This is a genomic window from Frigoribacterium sp. CFBP9029 (assembly GCF_034045305.1).
In the GTDB taxonomy this organism is placed as follows: Bacteria; Actinomycetota; Actinomycetes; order Actinomycetales; family Microbacteriaceae; genus Frigoribacterium.
In genome coordinates this window covers 67,815-86,159 of the sequence record NZ_JAXCWB010000010.1, presented here as the reverse complement: position 1 = coordinate 86,159, position 18,345 = coordinate 67,815, and the positions used below count along the sequence as shown (strand labels likewise).

At 73.0% G+C, this 18,345-nt stretch carries 16 protein-coding genes; 12 read left to right on the top strand and 4 right to left on the bottom strand.

What is annotated here, in order from left to right; genetic code table 11:
* Positions 1 to 102: 102 nt before the first annotated feature.
* On the bottom strand, positions 103 to 1,080 hold the full coding sequence (locus SOM11_RS12935) for a MerR family transcriptional regulator (protein ID WP_320478286.1): 978 nt from the start codon (positions 1,078 to 1,080) through the stop codon (positions 103 to 105).
* A gap of 200 nt (positions 1,081 to 1,280) precedes the next feature.
* Entirely contained in the window at positions 1,281 to 2,285 is a 1,005-nt protein-coding gene (locus SOM11_RS12930; RefSeq protein WP_320478285.1) for a LacI family DNA-binding transcriptional regulator, read from the bottom strand.
* 115 nt (positions 2,286 to 2,400) lie between these two features.
* Here SOM11_RS12930 and SOM11_RS12925 point away from each other — a divergent pair, with 115 nt between their 5' ends.
* Entirely contained in the window at positions 2,401 to 3,423 is a 1,023-nt protein-coding gene (locus SOM11_RS12925) for an amidohydrolase (protein WP_320478284.1), read from the top strand.
* The gene (locus SOM11_RS12920; protein ID WP_320478283.1) at positions 3,420 to 4,097 is read left to right on the top strand and encodes a cysteine dioxygenase family protein; all 678 of its coding nucleotides are present in this window, start codon (positions 3,420 to 3,422) and stop codon (positions 4,095 to 4,097) included. Before SOM11_RS12925 ends, SOM11_RS12920 begins: the two co-directional genes overlap by 4 nt.
* Before the next feature lie 124 nt (positions 4,098 to 4,221).
* Here the strand turns inward: SOM11_RS12920 and SOM11_RS12915 are convergent, their stop codons facing one another.
* Positions 4,222 to 5,736: an aromatic amino acid ammonia-lyase gene (locus tag SOM11_RS12915; RefSeq protein ID WP_192061529.1), complete on the bottom strand. Its 1,515-nt coding sequence runs from the start codon at positions 5,734 to 5,736 to the stop codon at positions 4,222 to 4,224.
* Positions 5,737 to 5,891: 155 nt separating this feature from the next.
* On the opposite strand from SOM11_RS12915, the gene SOM11_RS12910 reads away from it, so the two are divergent.
* The 9 genes from SOM11_RS12910 (at position 5,892) to SOM11_RS12870 (ending at position 16,018) form a co-directional block, all read left to right on the top strand.
* Complete coding sequence (locus SOM11_RS12910; RefSeq protein WP_320478282.1) at positions 5,892 to 6,950, top strand: ABC transporter ATP-binding protein; 1,059 nt, start codon at positions 5,892 to 5,894, stop codon at positions 6,948 to 6,950.
* A complete protein-coding gene (locus SOM11_RS12905) occupies positions 6,947 to 7,600 on the top strand; it encodes an ABC transporter permease (RefSeq protein ID WP_320478281.1) in 654 nt (217 codons plus the stop codon). The genes SOM11_RS12910 and SOM11_RS12905 overlap by 4 nt, the downstream gene beginning before the upstream one ends.
* A complete protein-coding gene (locus SOM11_RS12900; protein ID WP_192061488.1) occupies positions 7,597 to 8,364 on the top strand; it encodes an ABC transporter permease in 768 nt (255 codons plus the stop codon). The genes SOM11_RS12905 and SOM11_RS12900 overlap by 4 nt, the downstream gene beginning before the upstream one ends.
* Positions 8,361 to 9,284: an ABC transporter substrate-binding protein gene (locus tag SOM11_RS12895; protein WP_243214777.1), complete on the top strand. Its 924-nt coding sequence runs from the start codon at positions 8,361 to 8,363 to the stop codon at positions 9,282 to 9,284. The genes SOM11_RS12900 and SOM11_RS12895 overlap by 4 nt, the downstream gene beginning before the upstream one ends.
* Positions 9,285 to 9,522: 238 nt before the next feature.
* On the top strand, positions 9,523 to 11,427 hold the full coding sequence (gene hutU, locus SOM11_RS12890) for a urocanate hydratase (RefSeq protein ID WP_320478280.1): 1,905 nt from the start codon (positions 9,523 to 9,525) through the stop codon (positions 11,425 to 11,427).
* Positions 11,411 to 12,724, top strand: a complete 1,314-nt coding sequence (locus SOM11_RS12885; RefSeq protein ID WP_320478279.1) for an allantoate amidohydrolase — start codon at positions 11,411 to 11,413, stop codon at positions 12,722 to 12,724. The genes hutU and SOM11_RS12885 overlap by 17 nt, the downstream gene beginning before the upstream one ends.
* Positions 12,721 to 14,205 carry a formimidoylglutamate deiminase gene (gene hutF, locus SOM11_RS12880; RefSeq protein WP_320478278.1) on the top strand — a complete coding sequence of 495 codons (1,485 nt, stop codon included), beginning with the start codon at positions 12,721 to 12,723 and terminating at the stop codon, positions 14,203 to 14,205. The genes SOM11_RS12885 and hutF overlap by 4 nt, the downstream gene beginning before the upstream one ends.
* Positions 14,202 to 15,401, top strand: a complete 1,200-nt coding sequence (hutI, locus tag SOM11_RS12875; protein ID WP_320478277.1) for an imidazolonepropionase — start codon at positions 14,202 to 14,204, stop codon at positions 15,399 to 15,401. Before hutF ends, hutI begins: the two co-directional genes overlap by 4 nt.
* Positions 15,401 to 16,018: a HutD family protein gene (locus SOM11_RS12870; RefSeq protein ID WP_320478276.1), complete on the top strand. Its 618-nt coding sequence runs from the start codon at positions 15,401 to 15,403 to the stop codon at positions 16,016 to 16,018. Before hutI ends, SOM11_RS12870 begins: the two co-directional genes overlap by 1 nt.
* A 179-nt stretch (positions 16,019 to 16,197) precedes the next feature.
* Here SOM11_RS12870 and SOM11_RS12865 read toward each other — a convergent pair whose 3' ends face one another.
* A complete protein-coding gene (locus SOM11_RS12865; RefSeq protein WP_320478275.1) occupies positions 16,198 to 16,716 on the bottom strand; it encodes a hypothetical protein in 519 nt (172 codons plus the stop codon).
* Between the two features lie 419 nt (positions 16,717 to 17,135).
* On the opposite strand from SOM11_RS12865, the gene SOM11_RS12860 reads away from it, so the two are divergent.
* The gene (locus tag SOM11_RS12860) at positions 17,136 to 18,164 is read left to right on the top strand and encodes a ribokinase (RefSeq protein ID WP_320478274.1); all 1,029 of its coding nucleotides are present in this window, start codon (positions 17,136 to 17,138) and stop codon (positions 18,162 to 18,164) included.
* Positions 18,165 to 18,345: the final 181 nt, after the last annotated feature.

The window sequence follows — 18,345 nt, the reverse complement described above, 5'->3', positions numbered from 1 at the left end:
ATCAGCGGCGGAGAGGCACCGGGCCGCCTGGTTCGGCGGGTTCCTGTCATCCGCGGCGGGTCAGCGCTGACCCGCCCCCGATGACGGGAACCCGCCGCAGTCCTACTCGGCGGCGCTCGGGGCGCTCGGGTCGGGGGCGCCGAGCTCGAGGGCGAGCTCCATGCACCTCCAGCGGGCGGGGGAGTAGTCGTAGGGCATCTTGCTGATCGCCTCGGCGACGCTCATGCGCCTCGGCCCCGCACCGCGACCGTCGGCCTCGACCGCGCCGCCGACCGCGTCGTCCGCGGCAGGGTGCAGCTCGTCCCAGGCGTCGAGGATCGCGTCGTCCTCCGCGTCCTGGCCGGACGCCTCGATGGCGGCCTGCAGCGCCTCCTCGAAGGCGTGACGTTCGGCCGCGACCTGCGCCACCCGGGGGTCGTCGACCGCGACCGTGTCGTCGAGGGCCTCCTCGGCGGCGTCGACGCGGTCCGACCCCTCGCGCAGCACGGGGTGGGTGGCCAGGGCGACGAAGCGACCCGCCTGCATCGCGGCGGCGAGCGGACCGAGCATCCGCTCCGTGACCAGCAGGGTGTCCAGATCGTCTCGGCGCACCGAGCCCTCGGGCAGGGACTCGAGACGACCGGCGACGATGTCGTCGAGCAGGCCGAGTCGGCTGCCCCGGGTCCGCATGCGCTGCACCGCGGCCCGTTGCCGCCGCAGCTCCGCCTCCTTGGCGACGAGAGTCGACTCGAGCCTGTCCAGCACCCGCGTGACCTGCGGATCGATGGGAGCACGGTCCCCGTCCGCGCCGCCGTCACCGCCGGCACCGCCGTTCCCGGCGGCATCAGCGTCCCCGCCCGCATCGTCGGCGAAGGCCCCGCGGATGTCCTCCAGGGCGACCCCGGCGTCGGCCATCTTGCGGATCCAGAGCAGCCGGATCATCGCGTCGTATCCGTAGCGTCGTCGGCCGTCCGAGCCGCGCTCGGGCTCGGGCAGCACTCCGATGTCGTGGTAGTGCCTGATCGCCCGGGGGGTGGTGCCGGCGAACGCGGCGGCGTCCCCGATCTTGACCTGACGCGGCGAGACGAACGACGAGAACATGAGCTGAGCCTTCTTCGGTGGGTGGGAGGTGAGTCCACCAGACCACATGACGCTACGGCACCTGCAAGTCGCGCTCGCCGTCCACGCCGCCACCGACTCGACACGCCGCCACCGGATCGGGTGGCGGCATGTCGAGAACGTGGCGGGATGGCGAGCTCAGCCGGCGGGCGAGGCGAGCTCAGCCGGCGTGCGAGGCGAGCTCAGCCGCCGGGCGCAGCCGTCGACCCGCGCGGCATGAACACCGGCCGGAACGTCTGCCGCCGCGCCCCGCCGTCGAGCTCGTCCCCCGGGGTGTGCAGCGCGTCGACGGCGGCGTCGACGATGGCCGCCTCGTCCCACGCGAACGTGCTGAGCTGCGGCTCGACGAGCGGCGCCATCGCGCTGTCGTCGTAGCCCAGCACCGACAGCTCGCGCGGCACCTCGAGTCCGACCCGCCGGGCCGCCGCGTAGGCGCCGAACGCGATCGAGTCGCTGAGGCAGAGCAGCGCGGTGGGTCGCGACGTCGAGCGCAGCAGTCGCTCCGTCGCGTCGGCCGCCTCGCCGACCGCGGCGGGCGTCGCGGTCACGGTCACGTCGAGGCCGAGCTCCGAGCCGAGCGAGGTCGCGAGCATCTCGGCCGGTCGCCCGGGGGTGGCGGGCAGCGCGGGGGCGAGCACGCCGACCGTCTGATGGCCGAGCCCGGCGAGGTGCCGCAGACCCGTGCCGACGCCGGACGCGTTGTCGAACAGCACGACGGGGGAGTCGGGGCGGTGGGTGAGCGCGTCGCCGATCGACACCACGCGGATCTCGTCGGGCACGTCGGCCCAGTACTCCGCCGACGGGTCGACCGGCAAGACGACCACGCCGTCGACCTGGCGGCTGTTCAGGGCCGCGAGCACCGCCTCCTCGCGGGTGGGCGACGCGTCGACGTCGGCGATCGAGGCGTTCAGCGCGAGGCGGCCGAGCGCGCGGCTGAGCATCACGGCGAGATCCTGCTGCCAGAGGTCGCGGAGCGTGCCGACGATCACGACGTTGCTGCTGCGCCCGCCGGCCAGCGCCCGGGCCACCGGGTCGACCGTGTAGCCGAGCTCGGCCGCGACCCGCAGCACCCGGGCCTGCGTCTCGGTCGAGCCGCGCAGCCCGCGCAGCGCGTACGACGTCGCGGACTTCGACAGGCCGGCCGCGTCGGCGACGTCCTGGAGCGTACGACGACGAGGCTCCTTCACCCGCACAGCATACGTGGCAGGGGGTCGCCGCCCCGGGTCGCGCCTCGATCGTTCGCAGAACGGCCAGCGTGCCGCCGCCTTGACAAAACGCGCTGTGAACCGGTTCACTACTCACATGAGTGAACCGGTTCACAGCGAGATGGCCACCGAGGAGGCGCGGGTCGGCGACCCCGCACCCGTCGCGTCGTCCGCCGCCCCGGCTCCGTCGTCGCGGGTCGCCGTCTCGCGCCGCATCGCCTCCGGCCGCACCGACACCCACCAGCACGTCTGGCCCGCCGCCTTCGTCGAGGCCCTGCGCGCCCGCACGACCGAGCCGCGCCTCGTCGACGACTGGACGTTGCTCACCGCCGGCGAGGCCCCCTACGCCGTCGACCCGGCCGCCCACGACGTCGAGCGCCGCCGGGCGCGCGAGATCGCCGAGGGCAAGGACGACGTGCTCGTGTCGCTGTCGAGCCCGCTCGGCATCGAGCATCTGCCGGGCGCCGAGGCCCGCGAGCTGATCGACGTCTGGCACCGTTCCGCCCTCGGTCTCGGCGACCCCTTCCGCGTCTGGGCGGCGACGCCCGTCGTCGAGCACGACCTCGTCGGGCTGTCGGAGATCCTGCGCGACGACCGGGTGGTCGGGCTGCAGCTGCCGGCCACGTGCCTCCTCGATCCCGCCGCCGTGCAGCGGATGGCCCCCGTGCTCGACGTCGTCGCCGTCTCGGGCAAGCCCGTCATGGTGCACCCCGGGCCGGCCCCGGCCGTCGCCGACACCCCCGCCTGGTGGCCCGCCGTCGTGCCCTACGTGAGTCAGCTGCAGTCGGCCTGGTTCGCCTGGCACCAGGGCGGCCGCGCCGCGCACCCGACCCTGCGCATCGTCTTCGTCGCCCTCGCCGGTCTCGCGCCGCTGCACCACGAGCGCCTCGTCGCCCGTGGCGGCGAGTTCGGCTCGGTCGACCCCAACGTGTTCTACGAGACCTCGTCGTACGACACCCGCGCCATCGACGCCGTCGTGCGCGTCGTGGGCGTCGACCCCGTCGTGCACGGCTCCGACAGGCCGTACGCCCAGCCGCGCGACCCCGGGCTCGGTCACGCCTTCACCCACGCCCATGTCCACGCGAACCCCCGCGCCCTGCTGACCGGAGAACCCCGATGACCGTCACCGCTCCCGACTCGACGACCCGCTCCTCCTCTGCTCCGCTCGACGGTGCCGGTGCCGCCGACGCGTCCGCAGTGCTCGACGCGTCCGCACTGCTCGCCGCGCCCGCCGCACCCGCCCTGCCCGCGCTGCCGGGCCGCGACCTCACCCGCCCCGAGCTGAAGGCGTGGGTCGACGAGATGGCGACCCGCCCCGAGGCCTGGCGCCACCTCGTGCAGCACGGCGGCGGCCAGCGGCACTTCGCCTCGCTGTACCGCGACAGCCACATCGACGTCTGGCTGCTCTGCTGGGATACCACCGACGACACCGGCTGGCACGACCACGACATCTCGTCGGGGGCTGTCGCCGTCGTGGAGGGCGCGGTGAACGAGGCGAACCCCCGCATGGGCGGCGAGGCGGTCAGCCGCGTGGTCGAGGCGGGGCGCTCGTTCCACTTCGGGCCCGACCACATCCACCGCATGGGCGGGAACGTCGACGGGTCGGTCTCGATCCACGCGTACTCGCCGCCGCTCTGGCGCATGGGGCAGTACTCGATCGGCTCGAACGGCGTGATGCGCCGCCAGTCGGTCAGCTACGCCGACGAGCTGCGCCCGATGGACGACATCAGCGTGATCGAGCAGTACCGCGACGAGCAGGCCGCGGCCGACGCGCTCGCCGCCCGCGACGCCTAGAGCCCCAGCCGCCCGAGCCCACGCTCGTCGCATCGAGTGGTCCGAAGATGCTCTTCCCCGCTCGAGGAAGAGCATCTTCCGACCACTCGATCCGCGAGGAGGGGCGGCGCGGATGCGCTCGGCCCTACGCGGGGCAGTCGCGGAGGGCCGCCCCGAGCGTCGGCAGCTCGGCCTCCATCCGGGCGATGTCGGCTCCGAGCGGCCGGTCGTCCGTCGACGGGTCGATCAGGGCGACGAGTCGCTCGAACACCGGCCGGAGGCGCGTGCCGGCCACCCGGTCGGGCGCCATCTGCAGGGCGCGCACCGCGGCGAACAGCTCCACCGCGAGCACCGCGCCCGACGAGCGCACCAGGCTGGTCAGGAGGCGCGTGCTCTGGATCGCGAAGCTCGCGTGCTCCTCGAGGCCGAGCGACACGCTGATGCTGGCGTTCGTGACCGGCGTCGCGTCGATGCGCATGTGGGCGAGGGCGTCCTGGGCGACGTACTCGACGATCATCAGGCCCGAGCTCGTCGCGTTCCGCCGCGCGTCGGCGAGGAACGGCGGCAACCCGGTCATGTCGGCCCGCATCAGCAGCCCGAGTCGACTCGTCGACAGGCTGAACACGGGGTGCAGCCCCATGCGGGCCGCGTCGAGCGACCACGCGAGCGTCGCGAGGTGGAACTGCCCGTGGTGCCGCACGCCGTCGTCGACGACGAGCGGGTTCTCGGCCGGGCCGCCGAGCTCGCGGTCGAGAGCGTCGAGCAGCACCCCGAGCGCGGTGCGGGCCGGCGCGTGCACCTGCGGCGAGGCCCTCAGTCCGAAGGGATCCTGGAGGCGCGCCACCGGAAGCGGGTCGCCCTCGACCGCCTCGGTCAGCCAGCGCAGGCGGGCGGCCTCGCGCACCTGCCCGGGATGAGGTCGTGCGGCGTGCACCTGGGCGTCGAACGCCTCGGGCGACCCGCGCAGCGCCCTGAAGCTGAGAGCCGCGACGACCGTGGCGGCGTCGAGCTGGCGGGCGGCGACGTCGGCCGCGAGCGCTGTGGTCGCGAGGGTCACGGCGCTCGAGCTCATGAACGGCAGGGAGTCGGTCTCGGCGAACACCACGGGCGGCACGCCGCCGCTCCGCCACGGGAACTCGCCGATGAGGGTGAGTGCCAGCTCGGCCAGCGCGGTCAGGTCTCCGGTGCCGATCGAACCGGTGCGGTGCAGGGTCGGCAGCGAGTCGTTCCGCACCGCGGCGAGCAGACCCTGCACGACGCCCGGGCTGATGCCCGATCCGCCGGCCAGCAGCTGATTCAGTCGGACGACCAGGGCGGCCCGGGTGACGCGGTCGTCCTCCACCTCGCCGATGCCCGACGCGTGGCTGCGCAGCAGGCGCAGCCCGTGGGCCGCTTGCTCGCGGTGCTCCTCCTCCGGGGTGAGGTCGACGGCGTCGTCGACGACCGAGATCCCGCGGTTCGCACCGACACCCGTGTTGGCGCCGTAGACGATGCCGGAGTCGCGCGCGGCGAGCAGGGTGCGATGCGATTCCTCCACCGTCGCCAGGGCGTATCCGGGCACCGACACGCGGGCGCGACGGTCCGCGAGGGCCACGAGATCGGCCACTCGTAACGGAGTGCCGTCTAGGGTGACCGGGGGAAGGTCGTCGCTGGCGTGCATGTCGGTCACTGTGCCTCCCTCGTGTTTCGGTCTCGTAAACAGGCCGTAGCGCTTATTGACGAAGTATTCATCGATTCCGCATGATGAATCAACTTATTCACGAATCGCCGGGAGCGCGCTCCTCAGAGCCCGGCATCGCGACAGGAGAACGCCCCATGATCACCTTCGACGGCGTCAGCAAGGTCTACCCCGACGGGACGGTGGCCGTCGACGGTCTCGACCTCGAACTGCCCACCGGCGAACTGACCGTGTTCGTGGGTCCGTCGGGCTGCGGCAAGACGACGTCGCTGCGGATGATCAACCGCATGGTGGAGCCCACGAAGGGCCGCGTCCTGATCGACGGGAAGGACGTCGCGACCGGCGACGCGGCGTCGCTCCGCCGCGGGATCGGCTACGTCATCCAGGCCGCGGGGCTGTTCCCGCACCGCACGATCGTCGAGAACATCATGACCGTGCCCGGCCTCGTCGGCACGAGCAAGAAGAAGGCGCGCTCGACGGCCGTCGAGCTCATGGAGCGCGTCGGGCTCTCCGAGTCGATGGCCGACCGCTACCCCGTGCAGCTCTCGGGTGGCCAGCAGCAGCGCGTCGGCGTCGCCCGGGCGCTCGCCGCCGACCCGCCCGTGATGATCATGGACGAGCCGTTCAGCGCCGTCGACCCCATCGTGCGCGAGGGTCTGCAGGCCGAGTTCCTCCGTCTGCAGCGCGACCTGGGCAAGACCATCGCCATGGTCACCCACGACATCGACGAGGCCATCAAGATGGGCGACCGGGTCGCCGTCTTCCGTGAGGGCGGGCACCTCGCCCAGTTCGCCACACCGCGCGAGCTGCTCTCGAACCCCGCCGACGACTTCGTGGCCGGCTTCGTCGGTCGCGACCGCGGGTTCCGCAGCCTGTCGTTCGACTCCGCCGCCGGTCTCGAGGTCGAGCCGGTCTCCGTGGCGCAGGCCGGGCCCGAGCGCCTCGTGCTCGACGACGCCGGTCGACCGATCGGCTGGACGGGCCCCGGCCTCGGCTCCGAGACCGCTCCCACGCACCCGGGCGGCTGGTACACCAGCACCGACTCGCTGCGACTCGTCACCGACCTGGCGATCACGTCGCCGGTCGGCATCGTCATCCGCGTCGACGAGCACGGGGTCGTCGACGGCGTGATCCGTCACACCAGCCTGATGAAGCAGCTGGAGGCGCGCCGTCGTCGCGAGGTGGACGTCGCGTGATCCAGTACCTCCAGAACAACGGGCCGGTCATCCAGGCCGCCCTGTCGCAGCACGTGTACCTCGCGCTGCTGCCCGTGCTGCTCGGCATCGTGGTGTCGCTGCCGATCGGCTATCTGGCCGTGCGCTTCAACTTCCTGTACCACCCGCTGCTCAACCTCAGCGGCATCCTCTACGCCGTCCCGTCGCTGGCGCTGATCGTGCTGGTGCCGTCCGTCCTCGGCATCCGCATCCTCGACCCGCTCAACATCATCGTCGCGCTGACCGTCTACACGGTCGCCCTGCTCGTCAGGGTCGTCGCCGACGGTCTCAAGTCGGTCGACCCGCTGGTCGCCGAGGCGGCCTCGGCGATGGGCTACCGGCGCCTGCGTCGTCTCGTCAGCGTCGAGCTACCGATCGCGCTGCCGGTCATGCTGGCCGGCCTCCGGGTCGCGACCGTCGCCAACGTCAGCCTCGTCAGCGTCGGCGCCCTGATCGGCGTCGGCGGTCTCGGCACGCTCTTCACCCGCGGGCAGCAGCTCAACTACGCTCCGCCGATCATCGTCGGCATCGTGCTCTCGGTCGTGCTCGCCGCGATCCTCGACGGCATCATCGTGCTGATCCAGCGTCGTGCGACGCCCTGGGTCCGAGCGGCGGGGAGGATCGCCTCGTGAACGACGGACTCCTCTCGTACCTGCTCGACGGCGACAACTGGCAGTTCGGCGCCACCGGGTCCATCCCGTCGCTGATCCTCACGCACCTCTGGTACACGATCCAGGCGGTCGCCGTGGCCGCGGCCATCGCCCTCCCGCTCGGTCTGTACATCGGGCACACCGGCAAGCTCTCGTTCATCGCGATCAACGCGGCGAACGCCGGCCGGTCGCTGCCGACCCTGGGTCTGATCATCCTGCTGGTCGTGCTGATGGGGCGCGGGTTCCTGCCCGTGCTGATCGCCCTGGTGATCCTGGCCATCCCGCCCATCCTCACGACGACCTACGCCGGCATCCGCGCCGTCGATCCGGCGGCCATCGACGCGGCCAAGGGCATGGGCATGCGCCCGATGCAGGTGCTCTTCAAGCTCGAGGTGCCGATGGCGCTGCCGCTCATCTCGAGCGGTCTGCGCAACGCGCTCCTCCAGGTGATCGCCACGTCGACCGTCGCTGCCTACGTCGGCATCGGCGGCCTCGGCCGTCTGCTCGTCGACGGCATCGCCCTGAACGCCTACGAGCGCGTCGTCGCCGGCGCCGTCGTCGTCGCGGCGCTCGCCATCGTCGTCGACCTGATCGCCGCGGTGATCCAGCGCTCCGTCATCTCGCCCGGCCTCACCGGCCGACGCGTCACCCGCCGTACCACCAAGACCGTCCCCGCACCCTCCACCTCACCCGCCCCGACCGGACAGCCCGGTCCCGGCACCCGAACGAAAGCCCCCACATCATGAAGAAGAAGAACCTCCTCGGCGCCGTCGGCGTCCTCGGCGTCGGCATGCTCGTGCTCGCCGGCTGCTCCGACCCCACCGAGTCGACCGGCGGCTCGGCCTCCGGCGACAGCGAGACGATCACCGTCGGCTCCGCGAACTTCCCCGAGAGCGAGCTGCTCGCCGAGATGTACGCGCAGGTCCTCGAGGCCAACGGCGTCGACGTCGAGCGCAGCTTCAACATCGGCGCCCGCGAGGTCTACCTCCAGGCCCTCGAAGACGGCTCGATCGACCTCCTCCCCGAGTACAACGGCGCCCTGCTCGCCGCGCTCTCCGACGACGGCGCGCCCGAGGGCGTCACTTCGCCCGACGACGTCTACGACGCTCTGCAGGATGTCCTCCCCGAGGGCATCGTCTCGCTGCCGCAGTCCGACGCCGAAGACAAGGACACGCTCAGCGTGACCAGCGAGACCGCCGACGAGTACGACCTCGAGACCATCGAGGACCTCGAGCCCGTCGCCGACCAGCTCCGCATCGCGGCCGGCCCCGAGTTCGCCGAGCGCATCCAGGGCATCAAGGGCCTCGAGTCCGAGTACGGCCTGACCTTCAAGGAGTTCGTGCCCCTCGACGCCGGCGGACCCCTGACCCTCGCCGCCCTGACCGACGGCGACGTCGAGGTCGCGAACATCTTCTCGACCGACTCGGCCATCGAGACGAACGACCTCGTCACCCTCGAGGACACCAAGCAGCTGTTCCTCTCGGAGAACATCCTCCCGATCGTCCGCGAGGACAAGAGCGACGACACCGTCGAGGACGCCCTCAACTCCGTGTCCGAGGCGCTGACCACCGAGAACCTGACCGAGTACCTCGCCAAGGTCCAGGTCGACAAGCAGGACTCGGCGAGCGTCGCCAAGGAGTTCCTCACCGAGTACGACCTCCTCTAGGTCGTCCCGCCGGCGACCGGGCACCCGCCCGGTCGCCGGCACCGCACCACGGCACCACCTGCATCACGGCACCATCCGCATCACCCGCAGCACCCGCACCACCGCACGACCACAACCGAACAGCCCCGACCGGTGCCCCTCAGCGGGCACGCGGCGACTCGTCGCGCCCGCACGGCGTGCCGCGCGACGTCGCCGCCTCCTCCTGAACCGCAGATCGACCTCGAACGGAAGCCCCCTCGTGACCCTCGACACCGAGACCACCGGCACCACCGCCTCCTCCACCACCGGCACCGACGCGACCGACACCGACGCGACCGGCGCCGCCGACGCGACCCGCGCCTCCTCGGGGCCCCGCCCGGTCCGGGCCCCGCGCGGAACCGAGCTCAGCTGCCTCGGCTGGCAGCAGGAGGCCGCGCTGCGCATGCTGATGAACAACCTCGACCCCGAGGTCGCCGAGCACCCCGACGACCTCGTCGTCTACGGCGGCACGGGCAAGGCCGCCCGCAGCTGGGAGGCGTTCGACGCGATGGTCGAGACGCTGAAGACCCTGAAGGACGACGAGACGATGCTCGTGCAGTCGGGCAAGCCGGTCGGCGTGTTCCGCACGAACGAGTGGTCGCCGCGCGTGCTGATCGCGAACTCGAACCTGGTGGGCGACTGGGCCAACTGGGAGGACTTCCGCAAGCTCGACGCCATGGGCCTGATGATGTACGGCCAGATGACGGCCGGCTCGTGGATCTACATCGGCACGCAGGGCATCCTCCAGGGCACCTACGAGACGTTCTCGGCGGTCGCGAACGCCGACTTCGGCGGCACCCTGGCCGGCACGATCACGCTGACCGCGGGCGTCGGGGGCATGGGAGGCGCGCAGCCGCTGGCCGTGACGATGAACGACGGCGTCGCGATCTGCATCGACGTCGACCGCACGCGCATCGACCGCCGGGTCGAGCACCGATACCTCGACGTCGCCGCGTCGAGCCTCGACGAGGCGCTCGAGCTGGCGATCGCCGCCCGCGACGAGAAGCGCCCCCTGTCGATCGGCGTGGTCGGGAACGCCGCCGAGATGGTGCCCGAGCTGCTGGCCCGCAAGGCCCCGATCGACATCGTCACCGACCAGACCTCGGCGCACGACCCCCTGTCGTACCTGCCGATCGGCACCCGCTTCGAGGACATGGCCGCCGAGGCCGCCGCCGACCCCGCCGACTTCACCCGCCGCTCGCAGGCCGCCATGCGCGCCCACGTCGAGGCGATGGTCGGGTTCCAGGACGCCGGGGCGGTCGTCTTCGACTACGGCAACAGCATCCGCGGCGAGGCCCGCACGGCCGGCTACGACCGCGCCTTCGCGTTCCCCGGCTTCGTGCCCGCCTACATCCGCCCGCTGTTCGCCGAGGGCAAGGGCCCGTTCCGCTGGGCGGCGCTCTCGGGCGACCCCGCCGACATCGCGGCGACCGACAAAGCGATCCTCGAGCTGTTCCCCGAGAACGAGTCGCTGAAGAAGTGGATCACCATGGCGGGTGAGCGCGTCGCCTTCCAGGGGCTGCCGGCGCGCATCTGCTGGCTCGGCTACGGCGAGCGTCACCTCGCCGGGCTGAAGTTCAACGAGATGGTCGCGTCGGGCGAGCTGTCGGCGCCGATCGTGATCGGTCGCGACCACCTCGACTCCGGCTCGGTCGCGTCGCCGTACCGCGAGACGGAGGCCATGCTCGACGGCTCGGACGCCATCGCCGACTGGCCGCTGCTGAACGCGATGGTCAACGTCGCGTCGGGAGCCACCTGGGTGTCGATCCACCAGGGCGGAGGCGTCGGCATGGGCCGATCGATCCACGCCGGTCAGGTGATCGTCGCCGACGGCACCGATCTCGCCGCCGAGAAGCTCGGCCGCGTGCTCGTCGCCGACCCCGGCATGGGCGTCATCCGCCACGCGGATGCCGGCTACGAGATCGCGATCGACGTCGCCGCCCAGCGCGGCGTGCGCGTGCCGATGCAGGAGCACCGCGGTGGCCGAGGAGGCGCGGGTCGGGTCTCCGAGGATGCCGCCGGCGAGAGCACCGCGACCGGCGAGAGCACCGCGACCGAGAGCACTGCGACCGAGAGCTTCGCGGGCGACACGGCCGAGGGCACCGTCGATGGCCCCCGCCCGTAGCGGGGCGACGGCCGACCGCCCGCTGCTGCGCGCCTCCTTCGACGGGGTCTGGAGCGACCTCGAGGGCGTCGGTCGCGACCCGCGCTCGGGCGGCTACGACCGCTTCTCGTGGACGGGCGTCGACCTGGGCCTGCGCGAGTGGTTCGCCGCCGAGGCGACCCGTCGCGGGCTCGAGGTCGAGGTCGACCGCAACGGCAACCAGTGGGCCTGGTGGGGCGCGCCGGCCGACGGTGCCGTCGTCACCGGCAGTCACCTGGACAGCGTGCCCGGCGGCGGGGCGTTCGACGGGCCGCTCGGCGTCGTCAGCGCACTGCTCGCGGTCGACGCGCTGAAGGCGGCGGGCGTCGTGCCCGTGCGCCCGCTCGCCGTGGTCAACTTCGTCGAGGAGGAGGGCGCCCGCTTCGGTCTCGCGTGCCTCGGCTCGCGCCTGATGACCGGCGCCGTCGACTCGTCGCACGCCCTGTCGCTCACCGACGACGACGGCACGACGCTGGCCGACGCGATGTCCGCGGCCGGTCACGCGCCCGAGCACGTCGGTCTCGACGAGACCGCGCTGGCGCGCATCGGCGTCTTCGTCGAGCTGCACGTCGAGCAGGGTCGCCACCTGGCGCTCGGCGACGAGTCGGTGGGCGTCGCGAGCTCGATCCACCCGCACGGCCGCTGGCACTTCTGCTTCGAGGGCGAGGGCAACCACGCCGGCACCACCCGGCTCGACGATCGCCACGACCCGATGCTGCCGTTCGCCGAGGTCGTCGGCGCCGCCCGCCGTCTCGCCGTCGAGGCGCAGGCGGTCACCACGTTCGGGCGCGTGCGCGTCGACCCGAACGGCACGAACGCGATCCCGTCGCGGGTCGACGCCTGGCTCGACGCCCGCGGGGCCGATCAGGGCGGTGTCGTCCGTCTGGTCGACGACCTGCAGCGGATCGCCGAGGAGGCGGCGGCCGGCCACGGCGTCGGCCTCACCGTCACCCGGGACAGCTTCACCCCCGTGGTCGACTTCGACGCCTCGCTGAGCGATCGGCTGCGGTCGTCGCTCGGAGCGGCGTCGATCAGCGCGCCGACCCTGCCGACGGCCGCCGGGCACGACGCGGGGATCCTCGCGTCGCGGGTGCCGACGGCCATGCTGTTCGTGCGGAACCCGACCGGCATCAGCCACAGCCCCGTCGAGCACGCCGAGGCGGACGACTGCGTCGACGGCGTCGAAGCCCTGACGGTGGTGCTGCGCGACCTGCTCGTCGCACCGCTCGAGGTCGTGCCCGCCGCGGGCGGACAGCCCGGGGCCGGGGCCCGGCGATGACCGGCGCCGGCACGTCGACGTTCTGGGCCGAGCATCTGTGGACCGGGGTCGGCGACGTCCGGCACGGTGCGGTCGTCGAGGTCGTGGGCGACCGGATCGTGTCGGTGGTCGACGACGTGGCCGCGCCTCCCACCGGTTCGATCGAGCTGCGCGGCGTGACGCTGCCGGGTCTCGTCAACGCCCATTCGCACGCGTTCCACCGGGCGCTGCGGGGGCGGACCCAGGTCGGCAGCGGCAGCTTCTGGACCTGGCGCGACGTCATGTACTCGGTCGCCGGGCGGCTGACGCCCGAGAACTACGAGACCCTGGCCACGGCCGTCTTCACCGAGATGGTGCTCGCCGGGGTGACGACGGTGGGCGAGTTCCACTACGTGCACCACACCGCCGACGGCACGCCGCACGACGACCCGCTCGCCATGTCGCGGGCGCTCGCCCGGGCCGCCGCGACGGCGGGCATCCGCCTGACGCTGCTCGACACCTGCTACCTGGTCGGCGGGTTCGCGCCGGCGTCCGAGCCGGCTGCCGAGCCGGCTGCCGAGGCCTCCGCCGAGCCGGTCGTCGACCCCTCCGCCGAGCCGGTGCACGTGCCGCTCTCGCCGGCGCAGATCCGCTTCGGCGACGGCACGGTCGCGGCCTGGGCCGAACGGGCGACCGCCGTGCGCGAGGCGCTCAGCGGCCCGACCGTCGTCGTCGGCGCGGCCGTGCACTCGGTGCGAGCCGTGCCCGAACGAGACCTGGCCACGGTCGCCGGGTGGGCTCGTGGGCGCGACGCCCCGCTGCACGTGCACGTCTCCGAGCAGCCGGCCGAGAATGCGGACTGCGCGCGCCTCCTCGGCTCCACCCCCGTCGCGCTGCTGCGCCGACACGGCGTGCTCGACCACCGGGCCACCGCCGTGCACGCCACCCACCTGACCGAAGACGACGTCGCCGATCTCGCGGCCGGCGACGCCTGGGCCTGCTTCTGCGTCACGACCGAGCGCGATCTCGCCGACGGCGTCGGCCCCGCGGGCGAGCTGGTCGAGGCGGGCGTGCCGCTCACCGTCGGCAGCGACAGCCACGCCGTCATCGATCTGTTCGAGGAGGCGCGGGGCATCGAGACCGGACAGCGTCTCGTCAGCAACCGGCGCGGCTGGTTCGGCGCCGCACGGCTGATGTCCGCCGCGACCGTCGAGGGCGCCCGTTCGCTCGGCTGGGACGACGCGGGGCTGCTCGAACCCGGAGCCCTCGCCGACCTCGTGACGGTGTCGCTCGACTCGGTGCGTCTGGCCGATGCCCGGCCCGATTCGCTGCTCGAGTCGATCGTGTTCGGCGCCACGGCGGCCGACGTGTCGACCGTCATGGTCGGAGGCGAGATCGTCGTGCGCGACGGGGTGCATGCGCGGGTCGCCTCCCCGGGTGCCGCCCTGCGGTCGGCGATCGAGGCGGTGCTGCCGCCTGTGGACGAGCCCCTGTCAACCCTCCGAGAGGATCCCTCCGCATGACCGTCACCGCCCTGACCGGCATCTCGCAGCTGGTCACGAACGACCCCGTGCACGAGTACGCCGAGGCGTCGAGCGGGCCGCTCGGTGTCGTGCTCGACGCCGCCGTGGTGATGGACGGCGATCGGGTGCGGTGGACGGGCTCGGCCACGCGCCTCCCCTCGGGCGTCGACCAGGTCGTCGACCTCGGCGGGCGGGCCGTCGTGCCCGGCTTCGTCGACAGTCACAACCACCTCGCGTTCGCGGGCGACCGGTCCGACGAGTTCGCGGCGCGGATGGCGGGGGAGTCGTACTCGGCCGGCGGCATCCGCAGCACCGTGGCGCACACGCGGGCGGCGAGCGACACCGACCTGGCGCGATCGGTGCGGCGTCTCGCCGGCGAGGCCCTGCGGCAGGGCACCACCACGATCGAGAGCAAGTCGGGCTACGGGCTCAGCGTCGACGACGAGCGGCGGAGTCTCGAGGCCGTCCGCACCGTGACGACCGAGTCGACCTTCCTGGGGGCGCACGTCGTGCCGGCCGAGTTCGCGGGGCGGGCCGACGACTACGTCGCGCTGGTCATGGGCGAGATGCTCGACGCGTGCGCGCCGCTGTCGAGGTGGATCGACGTGTTCTGCGACGTCGGCGCGTTCGACGTCGACCAGACGCGGGCGATCCTCACGGCGGGGATGGCGGCGGGGCTGACGCCGCGCCTCCATGCCGGTCAGCTGGCGCCGGGTGGCGGGATCCAGCTCGCGGTGGAGCTCGGGGCCGCGTCGGCCGATCATGTGACCTACGCGAGCGACGAGGACGTGGAGGCGCTGGCCGGGTCCACGACGGTGGCCACCCTGCTGCCCGGGGCCGAGTTCTCGACCCGAGCCGTCTACCCCGATGCGCGGCGACTGCTCGCGGCCGGGGCCACGGTGGCCCTGGCGGCGGACTGCAACCCCGGGTCGAGCTACACGACGAGCCTGCCGTTCTGCATCGCGGTCGCCGTGCGCGACATGCGGATGACCCCGGCCGAGGCGCTCTGGTCGGCGACCGCCGGGGGAGCGGCCGCCCTGCGCCGCACCGACGTCGGGCGCCTCGCGGTGGGTGCGGCGGCAGACCTGATCGTGCTCGACGCGCCGTCGTACGTGCACCTGGCGTACCGGCCGGGGGTGCCGCTGGTCGAGGCGGTCTGGCGCGGCGGGGAGCGCGTGTCGGGGCGGGCGTTCTGATGGGGAGCGAGGGGGCTGCCGGCGAGCCGTCTGTGCTGCGGGCGTCGGCCCGGGACGTCGTACCGTGGCGGAACGGGGCCGGGACGACGACCGTCGTAGCCGAGGGCCCGCCCGCAGAGGGCGGACCTGCGACCGAGCCGGCCTGGCGGATCAGCATCGCGACGATCGACCGTTCGGCCCCGTTCTCGGAGTTCGCCGGAGTCGATCGCCTGCTGATGCCCCTGTCACCCGCCGGTCTCGATCTCGTCATCGACGGGCGGCGGGTGCGCGGTGAGGCGTTCGATGTGCTCCCCTTCGCGGGCGAGTCGGCCGTCGAGGCCGTCGACGTGCGGGGGACGGGTCTCGACCTCAACCTGATGACGTGGCGAGGTTCGGCCGCCGGCACGCTCGTCGCGCGGCACCTCGACGGCGAGCTGACGCTCCGCTCGCCCGGCACGCCCGGCACGCCCTCGTCCTGGACGGTGGCGGTGGTCGTCGAGGGAGACGTCACGTCGCCGACTCACGGTGCGCTGGCCCTGCACGACGCGGTCGTCATCCCCTCAGGAGGTGCGGTGCAGCTCACCGGCCGGGCCGCGGTGATCGCGCTGGCCGTGATCGAGCCGACCCGCGCCTCCTAGGCGGAGTGCCTGCTCGCGGGCCATTACGCGTGAGTGCGTAAGAGCGCCGCGCGGATCTGCCTGCCTCGTCTCGCCCCGGGCCCGAGATCGAGTGGTCAGAAGAGGTCGTTCTCCCTCGTACGAAGAGCGTCTTCTGACCACTCGGCGCCCTCGTCCAGCCCGTCGCCGAGCAGGGCGGGTCAGCTCCGACTGCTGAGGCGCTTCCAGACCGAGACGAGGTCGGGTCGGGCGCCCGGCGTCGCCCCGAAGCCGATCAACAGGTATCCGGTGCTGTCGGCGAGCACCACGATCGACTCGGCACCCCACTCCTCGAGGGATGATCCGACGACCGAATCGTCGGTGCTCGGAGACAGGGCCAGGTCGACGACCGCCTCGGGGGGCATCGAGCCGTCGGGCACCGAGACCACCGCCTGCAGGTAGTCGATCCCCTTGAACGAGCTCGGAACCGCACTCGACGACACGACCACCGAACCCGCCGGGAAGTCGACGCCGCTCGCGTCGGCGATGGTCTCGAGGGGAATGTCATGGCACGTCGGGGCCAGGCCGTTGCAGACTCCGTACCGGCCGGGCTCGTCGATCTCCGCCTGCACGACCAAGATCGGGACGACGACGAACGCGGCGATGATCGAGGCGGAGACGAGCACGAGCGCCCCGAACCAGAGGAGCTGACTGCGGAGGGTCGGATCGACGGTCTTCATCGATCAAGATTCGCTCCCGGCAGGCGGAGGCGAATCCCTCGCGAGTCGTCTCCGGCGCGACTGCAGAGTGAGTCGGCGCTGGGGCTTGGCCGGGCCGGAGGCGCGAATCGCTTCGCGCGGACCGGCCCGGAGACCACGCCGAACCCGAATCGACGTGGTGTGCCCGTTGCATTGCTTACCCGTCATGCATTCGCCACCGCCGGGGGTGCGGTTTGTGCCCACTTCGGGGCGGCCGCGCGCACCGCCCGCTCGACGCCAGGAGATGGACACGACGCCAGTCTTAACCGTGGCGTCGTGTCCATCTCCTGGCGTCATGGCTCGGCGGCCGGCGATAGCATCGCCGAGGCCCCCGCGGGCTCGCCCCGCTCGCCCGCACAGCCCCGCCCGCCCCGCCCGCCCGCCCGCGACCAGGAGGAACCATGGCCCCGCACACCGTCCACGTCGTCGGCAGCATCAACGACGACCTGCGGCTCACCGTGGTCGAGCACGCCGCGCCGGGCCAGACCATCACCGCCACCGGCGCTCGCCGCGAGCTCGGCGGCAAGGGCGCCAACCAGGCCGTCGCCGCGCGCCGTGCCGGGGCGGTCGTGCGCTTCGTCGGAGCGGTCGGCACAGACCCCGCCGGCGACGAGCTCGTCGCCGCCTTGGAGGCGGAGGGCATCGACACCTCGGGTGTCGCCCGCATCGAGCACGAGCTGACCGGCCGGGCCATCGTCTCGGTCGACTCGTCGGGCGAGAACCTGATCACCGTCGTCCCCGGCGCGAACGGTGCGATCGACGCCGACGCCGTGCGCGCCTCCTTCGAGGAGGTGCGCGAGGGGGACATCGTCGTCCTGCAGCTCGAGGTGCCCTTCGAGATCACCGCGGCCGCCGCCCGTGCCGGTCAGGAACGCGGCGCCCTCGTGGTGCTCAACTCGGCGCCGTCCGACCCTCGCGTGCTGACGATCGTCGACGACCTCGACCTGCTCGTCGTCAACGGCAGCGAGCTCGCCGACCTCCTCGAGGCCGAGGCGCAGGGCGCCGCGGGGCACGACGCCGACCCGCAGAGCGCCGCGGGGCACGGCCCCGACCCGCAGGTCGCCGCCGCCCAGGCCGACACCGCCGCGCGCGCCGACCCCCGCGACACCGCCGTGCCCGACGACCCCCGCGCCGCCGCCGCAGCCCTCGCCGATCGGCTCGGCGTCCGCCTGCTCTGCACGTTCGGCGGCGACGGGTCGATGCTCGTCGGCGAGGGCCACCCCGTCGAGCAGCCGGCCCACCGGGTCGAGGTCGTCGACACGACCGCGGCCGGCGACACGTTCATCGGCTACATCGTCGCGTCGCTCGCCGACGACGACCTCTGGAGCGACGCGCTCGAGACGGCGTCCCGGGCGGCGGCCGTCGCCGTCGGGCGCGAGGGGGCCGCACGCTCGGTGCCGACCCGGGCCGAGGTCGACGCGCTCGACTGACCGGGGCGACCCGCGCCTCCTCGGCTCCCCGTGCCTCCTCGGCCGAGCACCAGGCCGGGCTGCGGCGGGTCCCTTTCATCCGTGGCGGGTCAGCGCTGACCCGCCGTCGAGGACACCGACCCGCCGCACTCGACCCCCTCCCGTACCCGTACGCTCACTCGAACCCCGCACCACACGACCA

Bases quoted from the DNA above. Each gene is read 5' to 3' on its own strand.
- SOM11_RS12865 (WP_320478275.1), bottom strand. From the start codon at position 16,716: ATGAAGACCGTCGATCCGACCCTCCGCAGTCAGCTCCTCTGGTTCGGG.
- SOM11_RS12870 (WP_320478276.1), top strand. From the start codon at position 15,401: ATGGGGAGCGAGGGGGCTGCCGGCGAGCCGTCTGTGCTGCGGGCGTCG.
- SOM11_RS12920 (WP_320478283.1), top strand. From the start codon at position 3,420: ATGACCGTCACCGCTCCCGACTCGACGACCCGCTCCTCCTCTGCTCCG.
- SOM11_RS12885 (WP_320478279.1), top strand. From the start codon at position 11,411: ATGGCCCCCGCCCGTAGCGGGGCGACGGCCGACCGCCCGCTGCTGCGC.
- SOM11_RS12935 (WP_320478286.1), bottom strand. From the start codon at position 1,080: ATGTTCTCGTCGTTCGTCTCGCCGCGTCAGGTCAAGATCGGGGACGCC.
- SOM11_RS12925 (WP_320478284.1), top strand. From the start codon at position 2,401: ATGAGTGAACCGGTTCACAGCGAGATGGCCACCGAGGAGGCGCGGGTC.
- SOM11_RS12915 (WP_192061529.1), bottom strand. From the start codon at position 5,736: ATGCACGCCAGCGACGACCTTCCCCCGGTCACCCTAGACGGCACTCCG.
- SOM11_RS12895 (WP_243214777.1), top strand. From the start codon at position 8,361: ATGAAGAAGAAGAACCTCCTCGGCGCCGTCGGCGTCCTCGGCGTCGGC.
- SOM11_RS12910 (WP_320478282.1), top strand. From the start codon at position 5,892: ATGATCACCTTCGACGGCGTCAGCAAGGTCTACCCCGACGGGACGGTG.
- hutF (WP_320478278.1), top strand. From the start codon at position 12,721: ATGACCGGCGCCGGCACGTCGACGTTCTGGGCCGAGCATCTGTGGACC.
- hutI (WP_320478277.1), top strand. From the start codon at position 14,202: ATGACCGTCACCGCCCTGACCGGCATCTCGCAGCTGGTCACGAACGAC.
- SOM11_RS12860 (WP_320478274.1), top strand. From the start codon at position 17,136: ATGGCCCCGCACACCGTCCACGTCGTCGGCAGCATCAACGACGACCTG.